Here is a 15,200-nt window from a genome sequence, read left to right on the forward strand (position 1 = left end):
TGACCCGTCCCCAGACATTCCCCTGATCCTCATATATTATCTGGAGCGAAATCATGGAAAACCGAAGGAAACCTGCGCCTCCTGCCGCCACGCTCGACATAAACTGCGACTGCAAAGAATATATCTAATGTTGAGCTCAACATTACAGAAACTCACGCGGTGTGATGTCGACCTGGACGTCGCCCCAATCCTCAGTCGGGATCTCCGCGAGCCGGCGCTCCATCAGCGCTTCGCCGGTCGAGACGATCTGGACCACGGATGCGTGGCCGGCCTCGAGATCGCGCTCTATCGAGCGGACCAGCGAGGGCGTTTTCATCGAGGTGAGCAGGTGGCCGAAGAAGCGCTGCTTGGCCGACTCGAACGCCGAGCGCGCGGCGGATTTCGCCTGCGCGTTCAGCGTGCCGCTGTCACCGGTGATGTTGGCGGCCTGCATCGCGGCATCGAGGTTGTTGTGGATGATCGAGAAAGCGCCGGCATAGGCATCGTAGATGCGGATTTGCTCCGGCGTGAGCTCGTGTTCGATCAACTCGTATTCGACGTCCTCATAGGAGAGCGAACGGGCGGCATAGAGGCCGAGTGCGCGAAGGTCGCGCGCCAGGACCTCCATCGCCGCGACACCACCGTCTTCGATCGCCTCGACAAACTCGGCGCGTGTCGCGAACGGAAAGTCCTCACCGCCCCAGAGGCCAAGGCGCTGGGCATATGCAAGATTGTGAACGGTGGTGGCGCCTGTCGCGGAGACGTAGACAACCCGCGCATTCGGCAGCGCGTGCTGCAGCCGTAGGCCGGCGCGCCCCTGCTGCGAGGGTGCCTGGTCGCCGCGTTCGCCCTTGCCGCCCGCGGCATTCTGCATGGCATGAGACTCGTCGAAAATGATCACTCCGTCGAAATCGGCCCCCAACCATTCGACGATCTGCCGGACACGCGAAAGCTTCTCGCCGCGCTCATCGGTGCGTAGCGTCGCGTAGGTCGTAAATAGGATGCCTTCTGCGAGGCGGATCGGCGTGCCCTGGCGGAATCGAGAGAGCGGCGTGACGAGCAGACGTTCCATGCCGAGCGCCGACCAGTCGCGCTGCGCATCCTCGATCAGCTTGTCGGACTTGCTGATCCACAGCGCACGCCGACGACCCTTCAGCCAATTGTCGAGCAGGATGCCGGCGACTTGGCGGCCCTTGCCGGCGCCGGTGCCATCGCCGAGGAACCAGCCGCGACGGAAGCGTACGGACGTCTCGGCGTCGTCGCGTGCGGCGGTGACGAGATCGAAGGTTTCGTCCACGGTCCATGCGCCGGCGAGGAAATCGCCGTGCGCTTCGCCGGCGTAAATGACGCTCTCGAGCTGCGCGTCGGATAGCAGGCCGCCCGTGACGAGGTTCACTGGAAGATGCGGCCTATAGGAGGGCTTCGGCGGTGCAACCGACGCCATCGCGGCCGATTGCACGAGTTTGGTCGGATGCGCCTGCGAGCCGGGAATACGGATCGACTGCAATCCGTATTCTTCATAAAGCGCATCGGTGAGGCGGGCGCCCTCGGGCGGCGCCCATTCGAGGATCTCGTAGGAAAGCTCAACGCCTGCAGGGTCCGCAAGCGCGGCGGCCGGTTGCCGCGAGGCGGCGCGGGCGAGATAGCCGCGAACGCTGCGAGGCGTGGCGACGCCGACGGCGGTCGGCGCGGCGAGTGATCTGGCGACCGGGCGGCGCGGGGGAACATGCTTGGTGATCCAGCCGAGCAGCGTGGCGATGTCCGGCGCGATGCCGGCGGACGCTGGAAACTGAGCCGGATCGGACGCGGGCATCTTGTCGATGACCATCAGCCGCGTGTCGATTGTCGTGCCATGCTTCGCGTAGACTGCGCCGTCGACCGCCGCGGTGAAGACGACAGTGCCGCGCTCCTGCAGACGGACGAAGGCGTCGCGCCACGCCGGCGTTTCCGGGCCGAAGTTCGCGCCGGTGATCGCGACAAGCCGCCCGCCGTCGGCGAGACGTGCCAACGCCGAGGCCACATGGCGGTAGGCGGCATCTGCCATCCGGCCACTGACATTCGCCATCGCCGAGAATGGCGGGTTCATAAGGACGACGGTCGGATCGATCGTGGAGCCAAGATGATCGTCGATCTGCGCAGCATCGAACCGCGTCACGGGGACGGCCGGAAAGAGGGAGGAGAGCAACGCGGCGCGGGCCTCGGCCAACTCGTTGAGTGCGAGCGCGCCGCCGGCGATTTCCGCCAGAATGGCGAGAAGGCCGGTGCCTGCTGATGGTTCAAGCACGTGGTCGCCAGGTGTGATGGCGGCGGCACAGAGCGCGGCGAGGCCGAGCGGGATCGGCGTCGAGAATTGCTGGAGCGCCTGGCTCTCCTCTGACCGCCGCGTATGGGTGGGAAGAAGGCTCACGAGCTTCACGAACTGCGGCAGCGCTGCCGACGCAGAACCGGCTTTACGGAAAATCGGCTTGCCGTATTTGCGCAGAAACAGGACGGATGCTGCCTCGCAGGCGTCGTAGGCCGTCTTCCAGTCCCAGGCGCCGGACGTGTCGGAGCGGCCGAGGGCTTGCTCCATCGCCGCACGCAAAATGGCGGCGTCGACGCGCCGGCCTTGCTCAAGGTGGGGAAGAAGAAGCTGCGCGGCCTCGGCGAGGCGTGGCGCAGGAGCTACCGTGGGAGTGCACGGGATTGGCGCGGCCGTCGGATCGGCCGCTGCGGAAGGATGCGACATGGGAAGGGACCTCGGGAGAGCTGGACACGGGCGAGCCGGCCGGCGCTCTCTCTGGTCCGCACCGGCTCAAACCCGTCCCGGCCACACTCTCCCTCTCGTCATCCCGCCAGCCTTGACGCCGCGCCACCACGCGATCCGCGCTTCGCGTGTCGCGTTCGCGAGCCGCAGCAAGAAATCGCCGTGGCATGGTCGCGGCGCGCAGAAGCAGACGAGATCGCAGCCGCGAAGCTCGTCGAGCGCGCGCAGGAGATGATGCTGGTCTGCGAGCCAGCGCTCGTACTTCGCGATGACGGCGGCGCGGTCGCCGTCGGGGCCAATTCGGAAAGGATTGCCCCATTTCGAGCCGCGCCCGACATAGACGGCGCTCGCCGGCACGCCTGCGTGATGCTTGTTGAGAACCCTGTACATTGTAGACCGCCTCCTGATCTCCGTTGCGACGGGGCTGGCGACCGGGATGCGGTCAAGGCCTGGCGGTCACGCATCGCGCGCGATGCGGAAACGGCTTGCCCGTTGACCGACGGGCCGCCGCGTCCAGACAGGTCACGACGCGGGGTGTCAGGAGGCTGATTCGTCCGATAGGTTCTCAGACGGCGGCACATAGGCGTCGTAGGGATTGCCATCGGCTAGGTGGCCAAAGGGCGTGAACAGGAAATCCGCGCCATCGCGTCCGACGGCGCAGATGACGTAACGGGTCTCGCCGGTCGCTGCATCGGCACATTCCATGAGGGCGAGGTTGCCGTCTGCCGCAGCGTGGAGCAGCGTCTGAAAGTTGGCGCGCGCGTGATCGGGAATGCTCATCGCGCACCGCGCTTTCCGCGGCCCGGCGACAAAGTCCGCGCGAGCCAGCCGCGCGTGTCGGTCCATGCGATCGTCTCGCGGGTGGCGAGATCGAGACAATGGGCCCCGCCGCTGAAGGCGTCGATGCGGGGCCGGGAGCATGTGTTGGCCCATTGAAAACCCCAGCGACCCTTGAGATCGAAGATCTCCGCACAACGAAGGACGAAGGTGATGACTGTTTGCGGATCGCCCGTGACATCATCACGGATCCACAGCACGGCGCCGCCGTGTTCGGGCTGGATGGAGAGCAGAAAAGCATCCGAGGGCGGGTCTTCCCGGGCGTTCTCTTCCATCAGCGCATTATAGAGTTCGAGCGCGCGCGCCGCGTTGTCGGGCGTGCCGACATCGAGCACGCATGAGAAGTGCGTGAAGAAATCAGCCATGATGGCCTCCTGAAACGAAATCGCCCAGCGCGATGGCCGGGCGGAGGGAATTCGATGGAGAGAAGTAAGCGGGGCGACTCATGCCGCCCCGCTCCTGGGCGTTACTCGGCGGCGATCACGACTGGCGCGTCGGTCTCGTCTTCGCTGGCTGTGTCTTCACCGTCGGCGAGAAAGGCGGGCAGTGCTTCCTCTTCGCCGCCGTTGGCGTCGGCATCGCCGATGTCGGCAGTCGTCGCTTCGGAAGACCGGAGCGGCTCGGGCAGCCAGCCGGTGCCGTTGAGCAGCCGTTCGGCCTCCTTCGCCATGTCCGCCTTCTTCAGATGGTCGATGAGCTGCGCCGACTGCTCGCCGTTCGCCTCGCGCACCGCTTCGAGGATACGAGGCTTGGTGACGCGGCCGAGATAATTCTCGACCGTTGGCCGCCAACCGGCGTCGACCATGTCGAGCCCGACGGCCCGTGCGAGGCGGTCAGCCTGGGCGAGACGATGTTGGACGCCGTGAACGGAGAGACCGGGACCGCCATAGCGATCGCCTTTCTCGTAGAGCGCGTTGACGCCGAAAGAGACGCAGTGCGCCAGCAGTGCGGCCCGGCTGGCGTCGTCCAGTGCGGCGAGCCAATCCCAGAGCGCGGCTTCATCCTTCGGCATGTCGGCCTTCCAGGCATCGTGCCGTTCGGTGACCGCCTTGGCGGACGGGCTTTCCTTGAGGTCGGCAGACTGGATCGAGAAGAACACGTGCCGCACCGACGCTTCGAGACAGTTGCCTGTCGCTGTGTGCTGGAAGGCGTCGAGGCAGAGTTTGTGCAGGAGCGCCGTCATCGCGACATGCGGATTGTTCGCCACGGCATCCCGCAGCGCCAGCGTGCGGTACGCGGTCAGTTCGCTAAGCAGCCGATCCGGCAACGGCTTAACGACGTCGTCCTCATCGTCTTCCGGCTCGGCCTGGCCGCCGATGGTGATGACGACACGCTGAACCGGCGACGTGTCGTTGTCGATCCTAACCTGCTCGAGATCGTCGCGGTCTTCCTGACCGGGCTCGACGACTGGAGCTTCATCCTCGGGGCGAACATAGCCACGATCGACCTGGAGCTGGCCGTCGTGAGCGATGCTGACAAACACCCCGGCCCGGGAGATGTCGGCCGGATCGAAGACGTGCGGTCGCGACTCGAACGCCTCAAGCGCGGTTTCGATCTCGCTGAGGCGCTGGTCGACCTCGTCGGGCAGTTCGTCGGCATCTTCGTATTGCGCCTGAAGCTGATCGAACTCGGTGCGCAGCGCTTCACGCGTGGCACGTTCGTCGTCGGTGAGATCGGCCGGTATGCCGTCGAGCTCGCGCAGGCCGTGGTCGTGACCGTAGGGGAAGTCCACTGCGACCTCGATCCATTTCCAGCCCTCGGTGGCGATATGTTCCGCGTCGGTCTTCAGTTTTTCGGCGACAAGGGTTTCGAGAAGCCCGATATTTTCAAGCCAGCCACCGTCGTCCTGCTGGAAGAGATCGCGCATGACGACACCGCCCGCGTTCTCGTAGGCGCCGATGCCGACGAACAGCACGCGGCGATCCGACGCGCGGACGGTTTTCTCCGTCAGCATGCGCCGGATCTGATAAGGCTCCTGGCTGTAGGACCGCTGGAGCGCGTCCCAGACCTGGAGCTGGCGCGCATGGTCCGTTGTCACGGTGAACGCCATGAGCTGCTCGAGCGACATGCCATCCTCGGCATAGATGTCGAGAAGCTTCTCCGACACCGCGGCGATGCGCAGGCGCTGCTTGACGACATTGACGCCGACGAAATAGGCGGCCGCGATGTCTTCGTCGCATAGGCCCTTGTCGCGCAGGGTCTGGAAGGCGCGGAATTGATCGAGCGGGTGTAGCGGCACGCGCTGGACGTTCTCAGCCAGCGAGTCGTCCTCGGCGAGGATCTTGGTGGAGGGATCGCGGACTACGCAGGGCACGGGCGCGGTCTTGGTAAGGCGCTTCTGCTTGACGAGGAGCTGCAACGCCTGGAAGCGCCGGCCACCGGCAGGCACTTCGAACATACCTGTCTCGACGCCCTCCTCATCAAGAACCGGGCGGACATTGAGGCTCTGGAGCAGGCAGCCGCGACGGGCGATATCCGCCGCGAGATCCTCGATCGAGACGCCGGCCTTCACGCGCCGGACATTCGACTGGGAGAGGATGAGCTTGTTGAGGGGGATGTCGCGCGAGGACGACAGGGTGATCTTCTGAACGGCACTGGCCATCGGGACTTACTCCGCGACGGGCGCCGAAAGACTCTCTCTCGGCTTTCAACCCGCCGCGAAGACCGGCGCAGCCCTCTTCCTCTTATGGGTTTTCGCCCCGGACATCGCCGCAGCCTTCCCGGCCAGACCCAAGTCTCACCGCCGATGACTGTCGTCGGGAACAGTCATTTTGCCTGGACGTGCGTATGCCGATGATGCAGGTCGGGGTAATGGGCGTGACCGTGGCGCAAGGGTGCGTGCCGATGCCAATGCGAATGCGGTTCTGTTACCAGACCATCATGCTCATGTTGGTGGTGCTCGTCGTGCACGTGCACATGCTCGTGCGCTAGGGCATCGTGTAGATGCTCATGCTCATGCCGCTCCGCGAGGTGAAGCCAGAGCCCCACCATCATCAGCATTCCGGCGGCGATCAATTGGATCGTCAAAGGCTCGCCTAGCAGAACCACGGCGATGATCGCCCCAATGAAAGGCGCCAGCGAGAAGTAGGCGCCGGTGCGTGCGGCTCCGAGGTTGCGAAGCGCAAGCATGAAAAGAACGAGGCTTACACCGACGCCGAGGAAGCCGACGGCGGCCGCGGCCGCGATCGTGGTCGGCGTCGGCAGATGCGCGCCAAGCACCATCGCCAAGGCGACGTTCGTACTGCCGGCCGCGATACCCTTGATGGCCGCCGTGATCACCGGATCGGCCAAAGACAGTTTGCGCGTCAGATTATTGTCGATGCCCCACGCTAGGCACGCGACGGCGATAAAGGCACCGCCCGCGTCGATGCGTACACCTGTTCCATTCCACGCGAGGATCGCCGCTCCCGCAAGGATGGCGAAGGCGCCCAGCATTAGCCGCCGATCCACGTTTTCCCGGAACACGACCCACGCGATCGCCATGGTCGCGAGCCCTTCCAAGTTCAGTAGTAGGGACCCGGAGGCGGCGGACGTACGCGCCAACCCCAACATCAAGAGGAGCGGTCCGGCTACCCCGCCGCATAGGACGACGGCCGCGAGCCAGGGGAGGTCATGGCGCCGTAGGGGCGCCTCCGGAGCCGGAGCGCCGAAGGCTGCTCTGCTAGCGATGATGGCCACCAGACCGATGCCGGCCCCGAGATAGAGCAGTCCGGCGAGGAGCTGCGGCGGCATCGAGCCGAGCAAGAGCTTCGCGAATGGCGCCGAGGCACCGAAGAGCACTGCCGATATGAGCGCCAGTGGCACGCCTGGCCAGAGGGGAGAGCGCGACTGTGTCATGCCGCAAGCTTAGCAGAATAGAGGTGTGTCCACCTCCTTCTTCGCTGCATCGACGGCGGGACTGTCTTGTCTGAGCACTTGACGGGGATGACTTACAACTCGATCTGCCGCGCGATTTCCACGACGCGGTCGGGCGGCAAGCTGAAGCGATCAACCACCTTTACGGCATTGCGATAAAGAAAGGCGAACACTGGAAGACGCCAATGCGCAAACAGCGAGCTTCCGGCCCTTGCAACGATAATATCGCGTGTCGCGAAATAAATGGCGTGATCGAGATCGATCGACGGATCGAGACCCTTAACCCGCTTCAGAGCGGCGGTGAGGTCTGGTATTTCGACGAAGCCAAAGCGCATCGTCACGCGCCAGATCCCGTCGGCAATCTTTTCTACGCCACAGCGCTCCTCATCATCGATGCGCGGCGATTCCTCGAACAGAATCGTCAAGGCGATTACCGACTGATGGAGGGCGCCCATGTGTTTGACGTGGTCGATCAGCAGCGGCGGGATTTTCTGATAGGTCCGGGTCAGGAAGATCGCCGTGCCGGGGACACGGGGCACCTTGCCGGCGGCCAAGTCAGCGACAAATCTTTCGGGTGCTTCCGACGCTTGCGCCAGGCTCTCGCGAACCGCATCGATCCCCGACCGCCAGGTCAGCATCAGGAAGAAGACGAGCGCGCCGAAGGTCAGGGGCAGCCAGCCGCCTTCGGCGATCTTCAGCAGATTGGCGCCAAAGAACCCGACATCGACGATCAGGAAGAGTCCGGCGATTAGGATCGAAACCGCGAGCGGCCAACGCCATGTTTTCCGCATAGCCGTGAAGAGCAGGCAGGTGGTCAGCAGCATCGTTGTCGACACCGCCGTGCCGTAGGCGCCGGCAAGCCTGTCGGAACTGCCGAAGGCGATGGTGATCCCGATGGTCGCTACCATCATCATCCAGTTTACGACGGGCACGTAGATCTGGCCGTAAACTTTGTCGGACGTCTGGCGAATATGAAAGCCGGGCAGCCAGCCGAGTTGCATCGCCTGCCGTGTCATCGAGAACGAACCCGTGATGATCGACTGGCTGGCGATGATGGTGGCAATCATCGCCAGGAACACAAGCGGATAGACTCCCCATGTGGGGCAAAGCTGAAAGAACGGATTGCCTTCGATCGTACCCTTCTGGATGAGCAAGGCGGTCTGTCCGGCGTAGCTGAGCAGCAGCGACGGCAGCACGATCGCGTACCAGGACAGGCGTATGGGGCCGGGCCCGAAGTGTCCCATGTCGGCGTAAAGCGCCTCGCCCCCGGTGATGCAGAGGAAGACGCCGCCGAGCACCAGCATCCCGTTTCCTCCGCTATGGGCCAGGAAGCCGATTGCGTGACGCGGATCGAGGGCGGTGAGGACGCTGGGATTGCGAACGATCCCGGTGAGCCCAAGGACCGCGATAACAAGAAACCAGAGCAGCATGATCGGGCCGAAGGCGGCGCCAATTCTAGCCGTGCCGAACCGCTGGGCTGCGAAGAAGACAATCAGGATGGCGACGGCCGCCGGCATGACGAAGGGCTTGAGCGAACCCGTCACGACATTGACACCTTCGAGCGCGCTGAGCACCGAGATGGCCGGCGTGATGACGCCGTCGCCATAGAGCAAGGCCGCGCCGAGCAGGCCCATGACGGCCAGGATTTTGGCGGTCCCTTTGAATCTGTTGGCGCCGACCAGCGACATCAGGGCAAGGATTCCGCCTTCCCCATGGTTGTCGGCGCGCATGACGAACAGACAATATTTGATCGAAATGGTGATGATCAGGGTCCAGACGAGCAGCGACAGGATGCCTAGCGCGCTGGCGGTCGTGAAATGTCCGCCGGTTGCTTGGACGACGGTCTGGAGAGTGTAGAGCGGGCTGGTGCCGAGATCGCCATAGACGATGCCTAGCGCGCCGAGCGCCGCCCAATGCTGGGGTTCGCGGGTGCGTGTGGATACGTCCTGGGCGACAGTGGGGGTCATGAGCCATTCATGTAGGGCGGTGGCCCGCAGCATGGAGGAAGACGAGGATGGTCGTCTCGTTGGGCTGGAATCCGTGGGTGTCGGACATCATCCCAGTCGGCGTTGCGGCGAGCCACTTGCCCCCTCGCGCCGGGCCCAGTCCTGCGGGATGGCGGCTTCCAGCGCGTCGTCTACGGTCACCAACCCCAGCAATTTCCCCTCGGCATCAACAACCGGCAAGCTCAACAAGTTGAAGTCAGCCATCCGCGTGGTGACCGCAATGATGTCGTCATCAGGCGATGCGACGATTGCGCGCGCGTCGACTGCGTCGCGAAGTAACGTCGAGGGACTAAGTTGCAGGGCGCGCACAACGCTTAGCGTTCCGGCCAAGGCGCCGTCCGCATTCAGGCTGTGAATCGTCACCAAGGCCTCGGGCTGCACGGTTGTCAGTGTTCGCAGTTGCTCAAGCGCATCGCCGATCGTGCGATCCTCCGGCACGGCGAGGAAATCGGCGCCCATCAGGCCGCCCGCCGTCGCCGAATTAAAGCCGAGCAGCATGCTGACCTTCATCTTCGTCGCCGTCGGGAGACGATCGAGCACGTTCTGTCGGCGTTCCTGCGGCAACTCCATGATCGCGTCGGCCGCGTCGTCGGCGCGCATGCGCGACAGTACGTCGGCCACCTCGTCGTCGTTGCGCGATTTCAGCAGTTGCGCCTGCTTGTCATCGTCCAACTCCTCGAAGACATTGGCTTCCAGGCTGGGATCCGTATGCACCAAAGCCAGCAAGACATCCTGCTCTTGGCTCGGAGCGCGTTCAATAATATCGGCGATCTGAGCCGGCTTCAGCGCCTCGATGCGGCCGAGCGATGATGTAGATCTGGCCTGCGCTGCGTCGCGGGTGAGCGGCAGGAAGTCGTGCCAGTCCCGGGCCGGGTGGTGCTCATGCGAGCCGAAGTGCAGCCAGCTATGCTTGTGCACGTCCACGCTGACCATGCGCCAACCCGACGGGGTTGCGTCGAAGCGCACGTCGTGCGCCTTGACCAACACGCCGCGCGGCAGATCGACCAGACGCCGGCCGAGCATCTCGGCCTTCAGCAGCGTTTCCCCAGCCTCTTGTGAGAAGGGTCGTCGTTCTCCCGCCGCGATCCGCACAGCGCCATCGGGCTTGATCTCGATGACGTCCGCCATCGGCACGAATACCGGGCCGCTGCCGACCAGGAGGCCTTTCAGCAGTGGATAGTCATTGTCCCGCAAGACGGCGACAACGTCTTCCAGGCGGCCGGCCGGGGCGCCGTTGGCGTCCACGACGCCATGCTTGAACATGGAGACCAGGGAGACCGTCTCGTGGACGGGCGCATGAGGGGCATCGGTGGCGTTAGGAGTCATGGCAAACCTCTTCAACAGGATGAGCCCGGTGGAATGCCTTGGCGAGAAGGCTGGTGACGGCAGGGTCAGTGGCCAAGGGCAACCTCCACGACACGAACGATCACCAGGATCATCGCGATCAACAGATAGGTGCGGAGGACAGTCAGACCGATCCGCACCTCGGCGGAGAGCTGCGGCGCCTTAAGGAGCGCCAGCGGGGCCATCCGCCAGGTAGCGCGGAGGCTGGTGTCGACGGCGACCTTGGGCGCCGCGGGATGCAGGCGCCGGTAGGTGAAGAAAGCTGCGGCGCTGACCGCGGAAACCGCTGCGCCGATCTCCAGGATCAGGATGATGGTTTGGGCGCTGATGTCGGGGAACAGCACGCTGGCGGTCAGCACCAGGGACAGCACGACCAAGACGGCGATGACTGCGGATGTGAAGAGGTTGGCGAAGAGTCCATTCACCCACGGACCCACCACCTCGGTGTCGTTGCAGAGGAGCAGCAGGAACACTGTCGCCGAGGGCAACAGAACGCCGGCCAACACTTGCACGCCGACGGTCAGCAGGCCTAGCGGACTACCGGGGACCAGAACGACAATCGCCGATACGAACAGGATACCGGCAAAGACGGCGTAGAAGCCCTTTGCATCGGAGATCTTACGATGCAGCGAGTGCTTCAGCCCCAGCACGTCGCCCAGGGCATAAGATGTCGCAAGCCCCACAGCCGCGGCGCCGATGATCGAGGCGTCAATCAGGGCCAGTGCGAAGAGCACGCCGGCGACGTGGCCAACATACTTCTGCAGCCCCTGGGCGACCCCTTCGGCGTCGGTGAAATTGCCGAATTCCGGATGGCCGGCGAAGGTCGCGGCGGTGAAGGCGATGATCGCCGCAGCGCCTATGATCACGATGGCGATGCCGATCCACAGGTCGGTGCGCTCATAGTTCATGAAGCGCGGCGTGATGCGCTTGTCGATCAGGTAGGACTGCTGGAAGAAGAGCTGCCAAGGCGCGATGGTGGTGCCGATGATGGCGATGATCAGCAGCACCACGGCCGACAGGTCCGAGCCCTTCGGCAGGCCGGGAACGACGAAATCGTGCAGCATCTGTCCGCCGCTTGGGTGAGCCATCACAAAGATCGGCACGAGCAGGAGCGATCCCGCCACCAGCGCCATGCAGACTTGCTCAAAACGCTTGAACGACCCTGTGCTGGCTGCGGCGACAATCAGTACCGCGGAGATCGGCACGCCGAACATCTTCGGGATGCCCAGGTAATCCATGCCCAGACTGATGCCGATGAACTCGGTGACGATGGTGAGGGCGTTCAGGATGAAGAGGTCGATGACGCTGAAGGCGCCCCAGAACTTGCCGAAGCGTTCGAGAATGAGCCGCGCGTGACCGACGCCGGTCACCACGCCGAGCCGCAGCACCATCTCCTGATTGACGTAGAGCACAGGTACGAGAACCAGCAGTACCCACAACAGGCGCGTGCCATAGACTTGGCCAGCCTGCGTGTAGGTACCGAAGGCGCCGGCATCGTTGTCGCCGACCATGACGATCAGACCCGGCCCAATGATAGCCAGTAGGGTCGTGAGGCGGGCTTTGAGGCTCGCGCGCGGCAGTTCGTCGCCGCGTTGGATCGAGCCGAATGCGCCCTTGATGTCGCCGATATGCGCTTCATCGAGCACTGCGGCGCGCGCGTGATTGTCGCGTTGATTTTCCGGGTCTGCCAGCACGAGGAGCGCCTTCCCAATGGGCGTTGATGTATGGGGTTAGGTATCGACGGCGAGCGACCGTGGCGCCCGCCGCATGGAGCGCAGCGCTCAGCTTGGTTGTTGGCGCCACCCGCACCCGAGACGCCGGCGCGCCAGTGCGAGACGCGGGCGGATCTCCGATGAGCTGGCGCCGCGCAGGCGTGCGCTGAAAAATTGGTAGGTCATTCCTGCCTCCTGATGCCTGGCTCAGGAGGCGGCACGCATCAAAGCAGCGCGAAGTGGTTCGCGCGGCTCTCGACAATCGTGTCGTCGCCCTGAGCGTGGCCGAGCCGGCGATAGACGAGTGCAGACGTCGAGCGTCTGCTGTCGCAATCGTCGGCCTGACCGCTAGGTCGCGGGTTCATAGCGATCCCTTGCTGTGCCAATGAAAAATCCAGCCTTTGCAGGGCTGGATTCCGGAGCGTGAATTATTGCTGGTCTTCAATGCGCGCCGCGGGTTTCATACATACCCATAGGGGTATATTGCAACTATACCCGGGTATAGAAATGATCGATCGCGGCGCTGCTTGCGAAGGGGGCCGCGCGGCCGGGGATAGGCTCGCGTTCTTGACGGGCGGCAGCCGTGGGCCGCGATGGAGGCGTCGGTGAGACGCGGCAAGCCAATTTGAAGCTGCGTCTTGTCGACCTATTGTGGTGAGGATGTCTTACGCGAGCAGATCTCGGCGGTTCGTGTTTGTCCACGGTGCTTGGCACGGCGGTTGGTGTTGGGCGACGGTTCGACAACTTGCTGACGATCGAGGTCACAGAACTTGGGCGCCGACACTATCCGGCATGGCAATCGACGAACCTTGCGCTCACGTCGATCTCGATGCCCATATCGAGGACGTGCACAATCTCATAATTCGAGAGGACATTCGCGATGTAACGCTGGTGGGCCACAGCTATGGAGGGCTTGTGATTACAGGGGTGGCAGACCGTGTGCCGGATAGGATAGAGCGGATCGTGTATCTCGACGCCTTTGTGGGCGCGAATGGGCGATCCTTCGCCGATCTCGCGCCGATACATGATATCGAAGCGCTGGTCGTCGAGGACCGCATCGCTCCGATGATCCCTATCGAGAAACTTGGATCGTTCGATAGGGAGATGGCAGTGATCTTGGCCAGTCGTTTGGTGGGGCAACCGTGGCGCACGTTTGCGCAATCCCTCCACTTCTCTGCGAGGGCTCTCAACCGTTTGCCAAGGGCGTACATTCGGACTTCAGATCTCATTCCCGAACAGGCGGAGCACGCCATGGCTCTTGGGATTGAGATGATTGACGCACGGCCGGCGGGACATGACGCGATGCTCACGGAGCCCGCCAAGATTGCGATGCTGCTGGAGCAAATCGAGGGGCTTCCTGTACATCGGGCGGAGGAATGATGTTGGCCGTGGAAGAGAAATACCTCAGCGCAGCAACGCGCCTCCCGGCACAGGATCTCGACCGCGCGCGACGATGGTATCTGGAAAAGCTCGGCGTGAGGCCAACGGAGGAACGCCCCGGTGGCCTGCGCTATTGTATCGGTGCGAGTGAGTTTTCGATATTCCTCTCAAGCGGCCGATCGGCCGGAGACTTTACACAGCTCGCGATCACCGTTGACGACGTCCGCTCCGTCGTCGATGAGCTCAAGCGTCGCGGCGTCAACTTTCTCGAGTATGAAAGCGGCCGGCTAAAGACCATCGATGGCATAGCGCACGTCGCCGGCAACTATCCCAGCAAGGGATCAGCGGAACTTGGCTGCTGGTTTCACGACAGCGAGGGGAATTTGATAAGTCTTGGGCAGTCCTTGAAAGAGGCTATGACGTAGGATGGCATTTCGCCATCGAAAGCGCTTCAAGGGTCCCAGAGCATTCGCGCTCGAGGCGCTTTTTGCGAGGCGGGCCGCGCGCGTGCTCGTACAGCGTTAGCCGTTGCCCGTGACGGACGAGCATCAGCCGTCCTCTTGCTTGGATCGATGGACGGCGTGAAGTACGCGCTCGGCTTCCCGGATGCTGCCGGTTCGCCGCGCCGTTTCGGCCCAGACCGAGATCGGAAACAGTCCCTCGAAGAGAATGTCGCGTTCGATGCCGAGACCGAGCGGAAGCCTGACCGCGATCATTTCGGCGAGGCTGAATGAGCCCAGCTCGGGCTCACCGAGATCGGCGAGGCCGAACAGGGTGTCGCCGTCCGCGTCAAGCTCGGTCGCGAGCCAGACGCCTTCGCCGAGCGGGTTGAAAAACTTGACGACAGGAACGTGATCGACGTCGCGATCACGGCCGTTGGCGAGGAGTTGCTCGCGCAGCTCGGGCGTGAGGAGGATCATGCCGCCCTCCTGTCAGTCGAAGGCTCCGCCTGCAGTTCGGTGCTGTCGGCCGGCACTAGACCGAGCAGCCAATCCGCCGCCTTGCTTGCCTGGGACGCGGCACGGACAATGGCGCGATTGTCTTCGCGCAGCACTTCGAGCCACGAACCGATGTAATCGGCGTGCCGCACGGTCGGTACGATGCCGAGCGATGCGCAACAGAAGGCAGCGTTCATCTCGGCGACCAGTTCTTCGAACGCGTATTTCTTCGTGCCATACGAGCCGGACAGGTCGCGGCCGACTCGCGAGGCGTGACCTGTGGCATGGGTCTTATGCCGATATCGGCATAAAGGGCATAATGCCGCGATCCGGATTATGCCGCATGGCCTTTCGGAATGGGGGTTTTCCGTGGGTCAGCCATGCGGCAGTTCGGCATAATCAG

13 protein-coding genes and 1 pseudogene are annotated in these 15,200 nt (G+C 63.6%); 2 read left to right on the forward strand and 12 right to left on the reverse strand.

Annotated features, from left to right (window positions below):
• Nucleotides 1-142: 142 nt before the first annotated feature.
• The 10 genes from ACP7BL_RS17010 to ACP7BL_RS17055 form a co-directional block, all read right to left on the reverse strand.
• On the reverse strand, nucleotides 143-2,707 hold the full coding sequence (locus tag ACP7BL_RS17010) for a strawberry notch-like NTP hydrolase domain-containing protein (protein ID WP_426258870.1): 2,565 nt from the start codon (nucleotides 2,705-2,707) through the stop codon (nucleotides 143-145).
• A gap of 66 nt (nucleotides 2,708-2,773) precedes the next feature.
• Nucleotides 2,774-3,115 carry a DUF4326 domain-containing protein gene (locus tag ACP7BL_RS17015; RefSeq protein ID WP_012047168.1) on the reverse strand — a complete coding sequence of 114 codons (342 nt, stop codon included), beginning with the start codon at nucleotides 3,113-3,115 and terminating at the stop codon, nucleotides 2,774-2,776.
• Nucleotides 3,116-3,262: 147 nt separating this feature from the next.
• The gene (locus ACP7BL_RS17020) at nucleotides 3,263-3,505 is read right to left on the reverse strand and encodes a DUF6117 family protein (protein ID WP_012047167.1); all 243 of its coding nucleotides are present in this window, start codon (nucleotides 3,503-3,505) and stop codon (nucleotides 3,263-3,265) included.
• Entirely contained in the window at nucleotides 3,502-3,927 is a 426-nt protein-coding gene (locus ACP7BL_RS17025; protein WP_012047166.1) for a hypothetical protein, read from the reverse strand. The genes ACP7BL_RS17020 and ACP7BL_RS17025 overlap by 4 nt, the downstream gene beginning before the upstream one ends.
• Before the next feature lie 101 nt (nucleotides 3,928-4,028).
• Nucleotides 4,029-6,164 carry a ParB/RepB/Spo0J family partition protein gene (locus tag ACP7BL_RS17030; RefSeq protein ID WP_191125634.1) on the reverse strand — a complete coding sequence of 712 codons (2,136 nt, stop codon included), beginning with the start codon at nucleotides 6,162-6,164 and terminating at the stop codon, nucleotides 4,029-4,031.
• Between the two features lie 164 nt (nucleotides 6,165-6,328).
• Nucleotides 6,329-7,399 (reverse strand): DMT family transporter, encoded by a 1,071-nt coding sequence (locus tag ACP7BL_RS17035; protein ID WP_012047163.1) that lies wholly within the window; start codon nucleotides 7,397-7,399, stop codon nucleotides 6,329-6,331.
• Nucleotides 7,400-7,491: 92 nt separating this feature from the next.
• The gene (locus tag ACP7BL_RS17040) at nucleotides 7,492-9,384 is read right to left on the reverse strand and encodes a potassium transporter Kup (RefSeq protein WP_426258871.1); all 1,893 of its coding nucleotides are present in this window, start codon (nucleotides 9,382-9,384) and stop codon (nucleotides 7,492-7,494) included.
• Between the two features lie 87 nt (nucleotides 9,385-9,471).
• On the reverse strand, nucleotides 9,472-10,749 hold the full coding sequence (locus tag ACP7BL_RS17045; RefSeq protein ID WP_004624788.1) for a magnesium transporter MgtE N-terminal domain-containing protein: 1,278 nt from the start codon (nucleotides 10,747-10,749) through the stop codon (nucleotides 9,472-9,474).
• Between the two features lie 65 nt (nucleotides 10,750-10,814).
• A complete protein-coding gene (locus ACP7BL_RS17050) occupies nucleotides 10,815-12,461 on the reverse strand; it encodes an Nramp family divalent metal transporter (protein WP_004624787.1) in 1,647 nt (548 codons plus the stop codon).
• 242 nt (nucleotides 12,462-12,703) lie between these two features.
• The gene (locus tag ACP7BL_RS17055) at nucleotides 12,704-12,844 is read right to left on the reverse strand and encodes a hypothetical protein (protein ID WP_292923378.1); all 141 of its coding nucleotides are present in this window, start codon (nucleotides 12,842-12,844) and stop codon (nucleotides 12,704-12,706) included.
• Between the two features lie 295 nt (nucleotides 12,845-13,139).
• On the opposite strand from ACP7BL_RS17055, the gene ACP7BL_RS17060 reads away from it, so the two are divergent.
• Nucleotides 13,140-13,859, forward strand: coding sequence for an alpha/beta fold hydrolase (locus ACP7BL_RS17060; protein ID WP_004624783.1), 720 nt, complete (start codon nucleotides 13,140-13,142; stop codon nucleotides 13,857-13,859).
• Nucleotides 13,856-14,284 (forward strand): VOC family protein, encoded by a 429-nt coding sequence (locus tag ACP7BL_RS17065; protein WP_106404419.1) that lies wholly within the window; start codon nucleotides 13,856-13,858, stop codon nucleotides 14,282-14,284. The genes ACP7BL_RS17060 and ACP7BL_RS17065 overlap by 4 nt, the downstream gene beginning before the upstream one ends.
• A 123-nt stretch (nucleotides 14,285-14,407) precedes the next feature.
• Here ACP7BL_RS17065 and ACP7BL_RS17070 read toward each other — a convergent pair whose 3' ends face one another.
• Both ACP7BL_RS17070 and ACP7BL_RS17075 read right to left on the reverse strand, forming a co-directional pair.
• Nucleotides 14,408-14,779 (reverse strand): DUF2958 domain-containing protein, encoded by a 372-nt coding sequence (locus ACP7BL_RS17070; protein ID WP_012047159.1) that lies wholly within the window; start codon nucleotides 14,777-14,779, stop codon nucleotides 14,408-14,410.
• Nucleotides 14,776-15,084 (reverse strand): annotated as a pseudogene (locus tag ACP7BL_RS17075) (zincin-like metallopeptidase domain-containing protein); the annotation flags it as partial. The pseudogene ACP7BL_RS17075 and the gene ACP7BL_RS17070, both read right to left, overlap by 4 nt.
• Nucleotides 15,085-15,200 lie beyond the last annotated feature (116 nt).

The sequence above is a fragment of the Sphingomonas sp. DC1600-2 genome (genome assembly GCF_049897605.1).
Classification (GTDB): Bacteria; Pseudomonadota; Alphaproteobacteria; order Sphingomonadales; family Sphingomonadaceae; genus Sphingomonas.

Coding starts and splice junctions, on each gene's coding strand:
- ACP7BL_RS17010 (WP_426258870.1), bottom strand. CDS start 2,707: ATGTCGCATCCTTCCGCAGCGGCCGATCCGACGGCCGCGCCAATCCCG.
- ACP7BL_RS17070 (WP_012047159.1), bottom strand. CDS start 14,779: ATGATCCTCCTCACGCCCGAGCTGCGCGAGCAACTCCTCGCCAACGGC.
- ACP7BL_RS17045 (WP_004624788.1), bottom strand. CDS start 10,749: ATGACTCCTAACGCCACCGATGCCCCTCATGCGCCCGTCCACGAGACG.
- ACP7BL_RS17015 (WP_012047168.1), bottom strand. CDS start 3,115: ATGTACAGGGTTCTCAACAAGCATCACGCAGGCGTGCCGGCGAGCGCC.
- ACP7BL_RS17025 (WP_012047166.1), bottom strand. CDS start 3,927: ATGGCTGATTTCTTCACGCACTTCTCATGCGTGCTCGATGTCGGCACG.
- ACP7BL_RS17020 (WP_012047167.1), bottom strand. CDS start 3,505: ATGAGCATTCCCGATCACGCGCGCGCCAACTTTCAGACGCTGCTCCAC.
- ACP7BL_RS17030 (WP_191125634.1), bottom strand. CDS start 6,164: ATGGCCAGTGCCGTTCAGAAGATCACCCTGTCGTCCTCGCGCGACATC.
- ACP7BL_RS17040 (WP_426258871.1), bottom strand. CDS start 9,384: ATGACCCCCACTGTCGCCCAGGACGTATCCACACGCACCCGCGAACCC.
- ACP7BL_RS17065 (WP_106404419.1), top strand. CDS start 13,856: ATGATGTTGGCCGTGGAAGAGAAATACCTCAGCGCAGCAACGCGCCTC.
- ACP7BL_RS17060 (WP_004624783.1), top strand. CDS start 13,140: ATGTCTTACGCGAGCAGATCTCGGCGGTTCGTGTTTGTCCACGGTGCT.
- ACP7BL_RS17055 (WP_292923378.1), bottom strand. CDS start 12,844: ATGAACCCGCGACCTAGCGGTCAGGCCGACGATTGCGACAGCAGACGC.
- ACP7BL_RS17035 (WP_012047163.1), bottom strand. CDS start 7,399: ATGACACAGTCGCGCTCTCCCCTCTGGCCAGGCGTGCCACTGGCGCTC.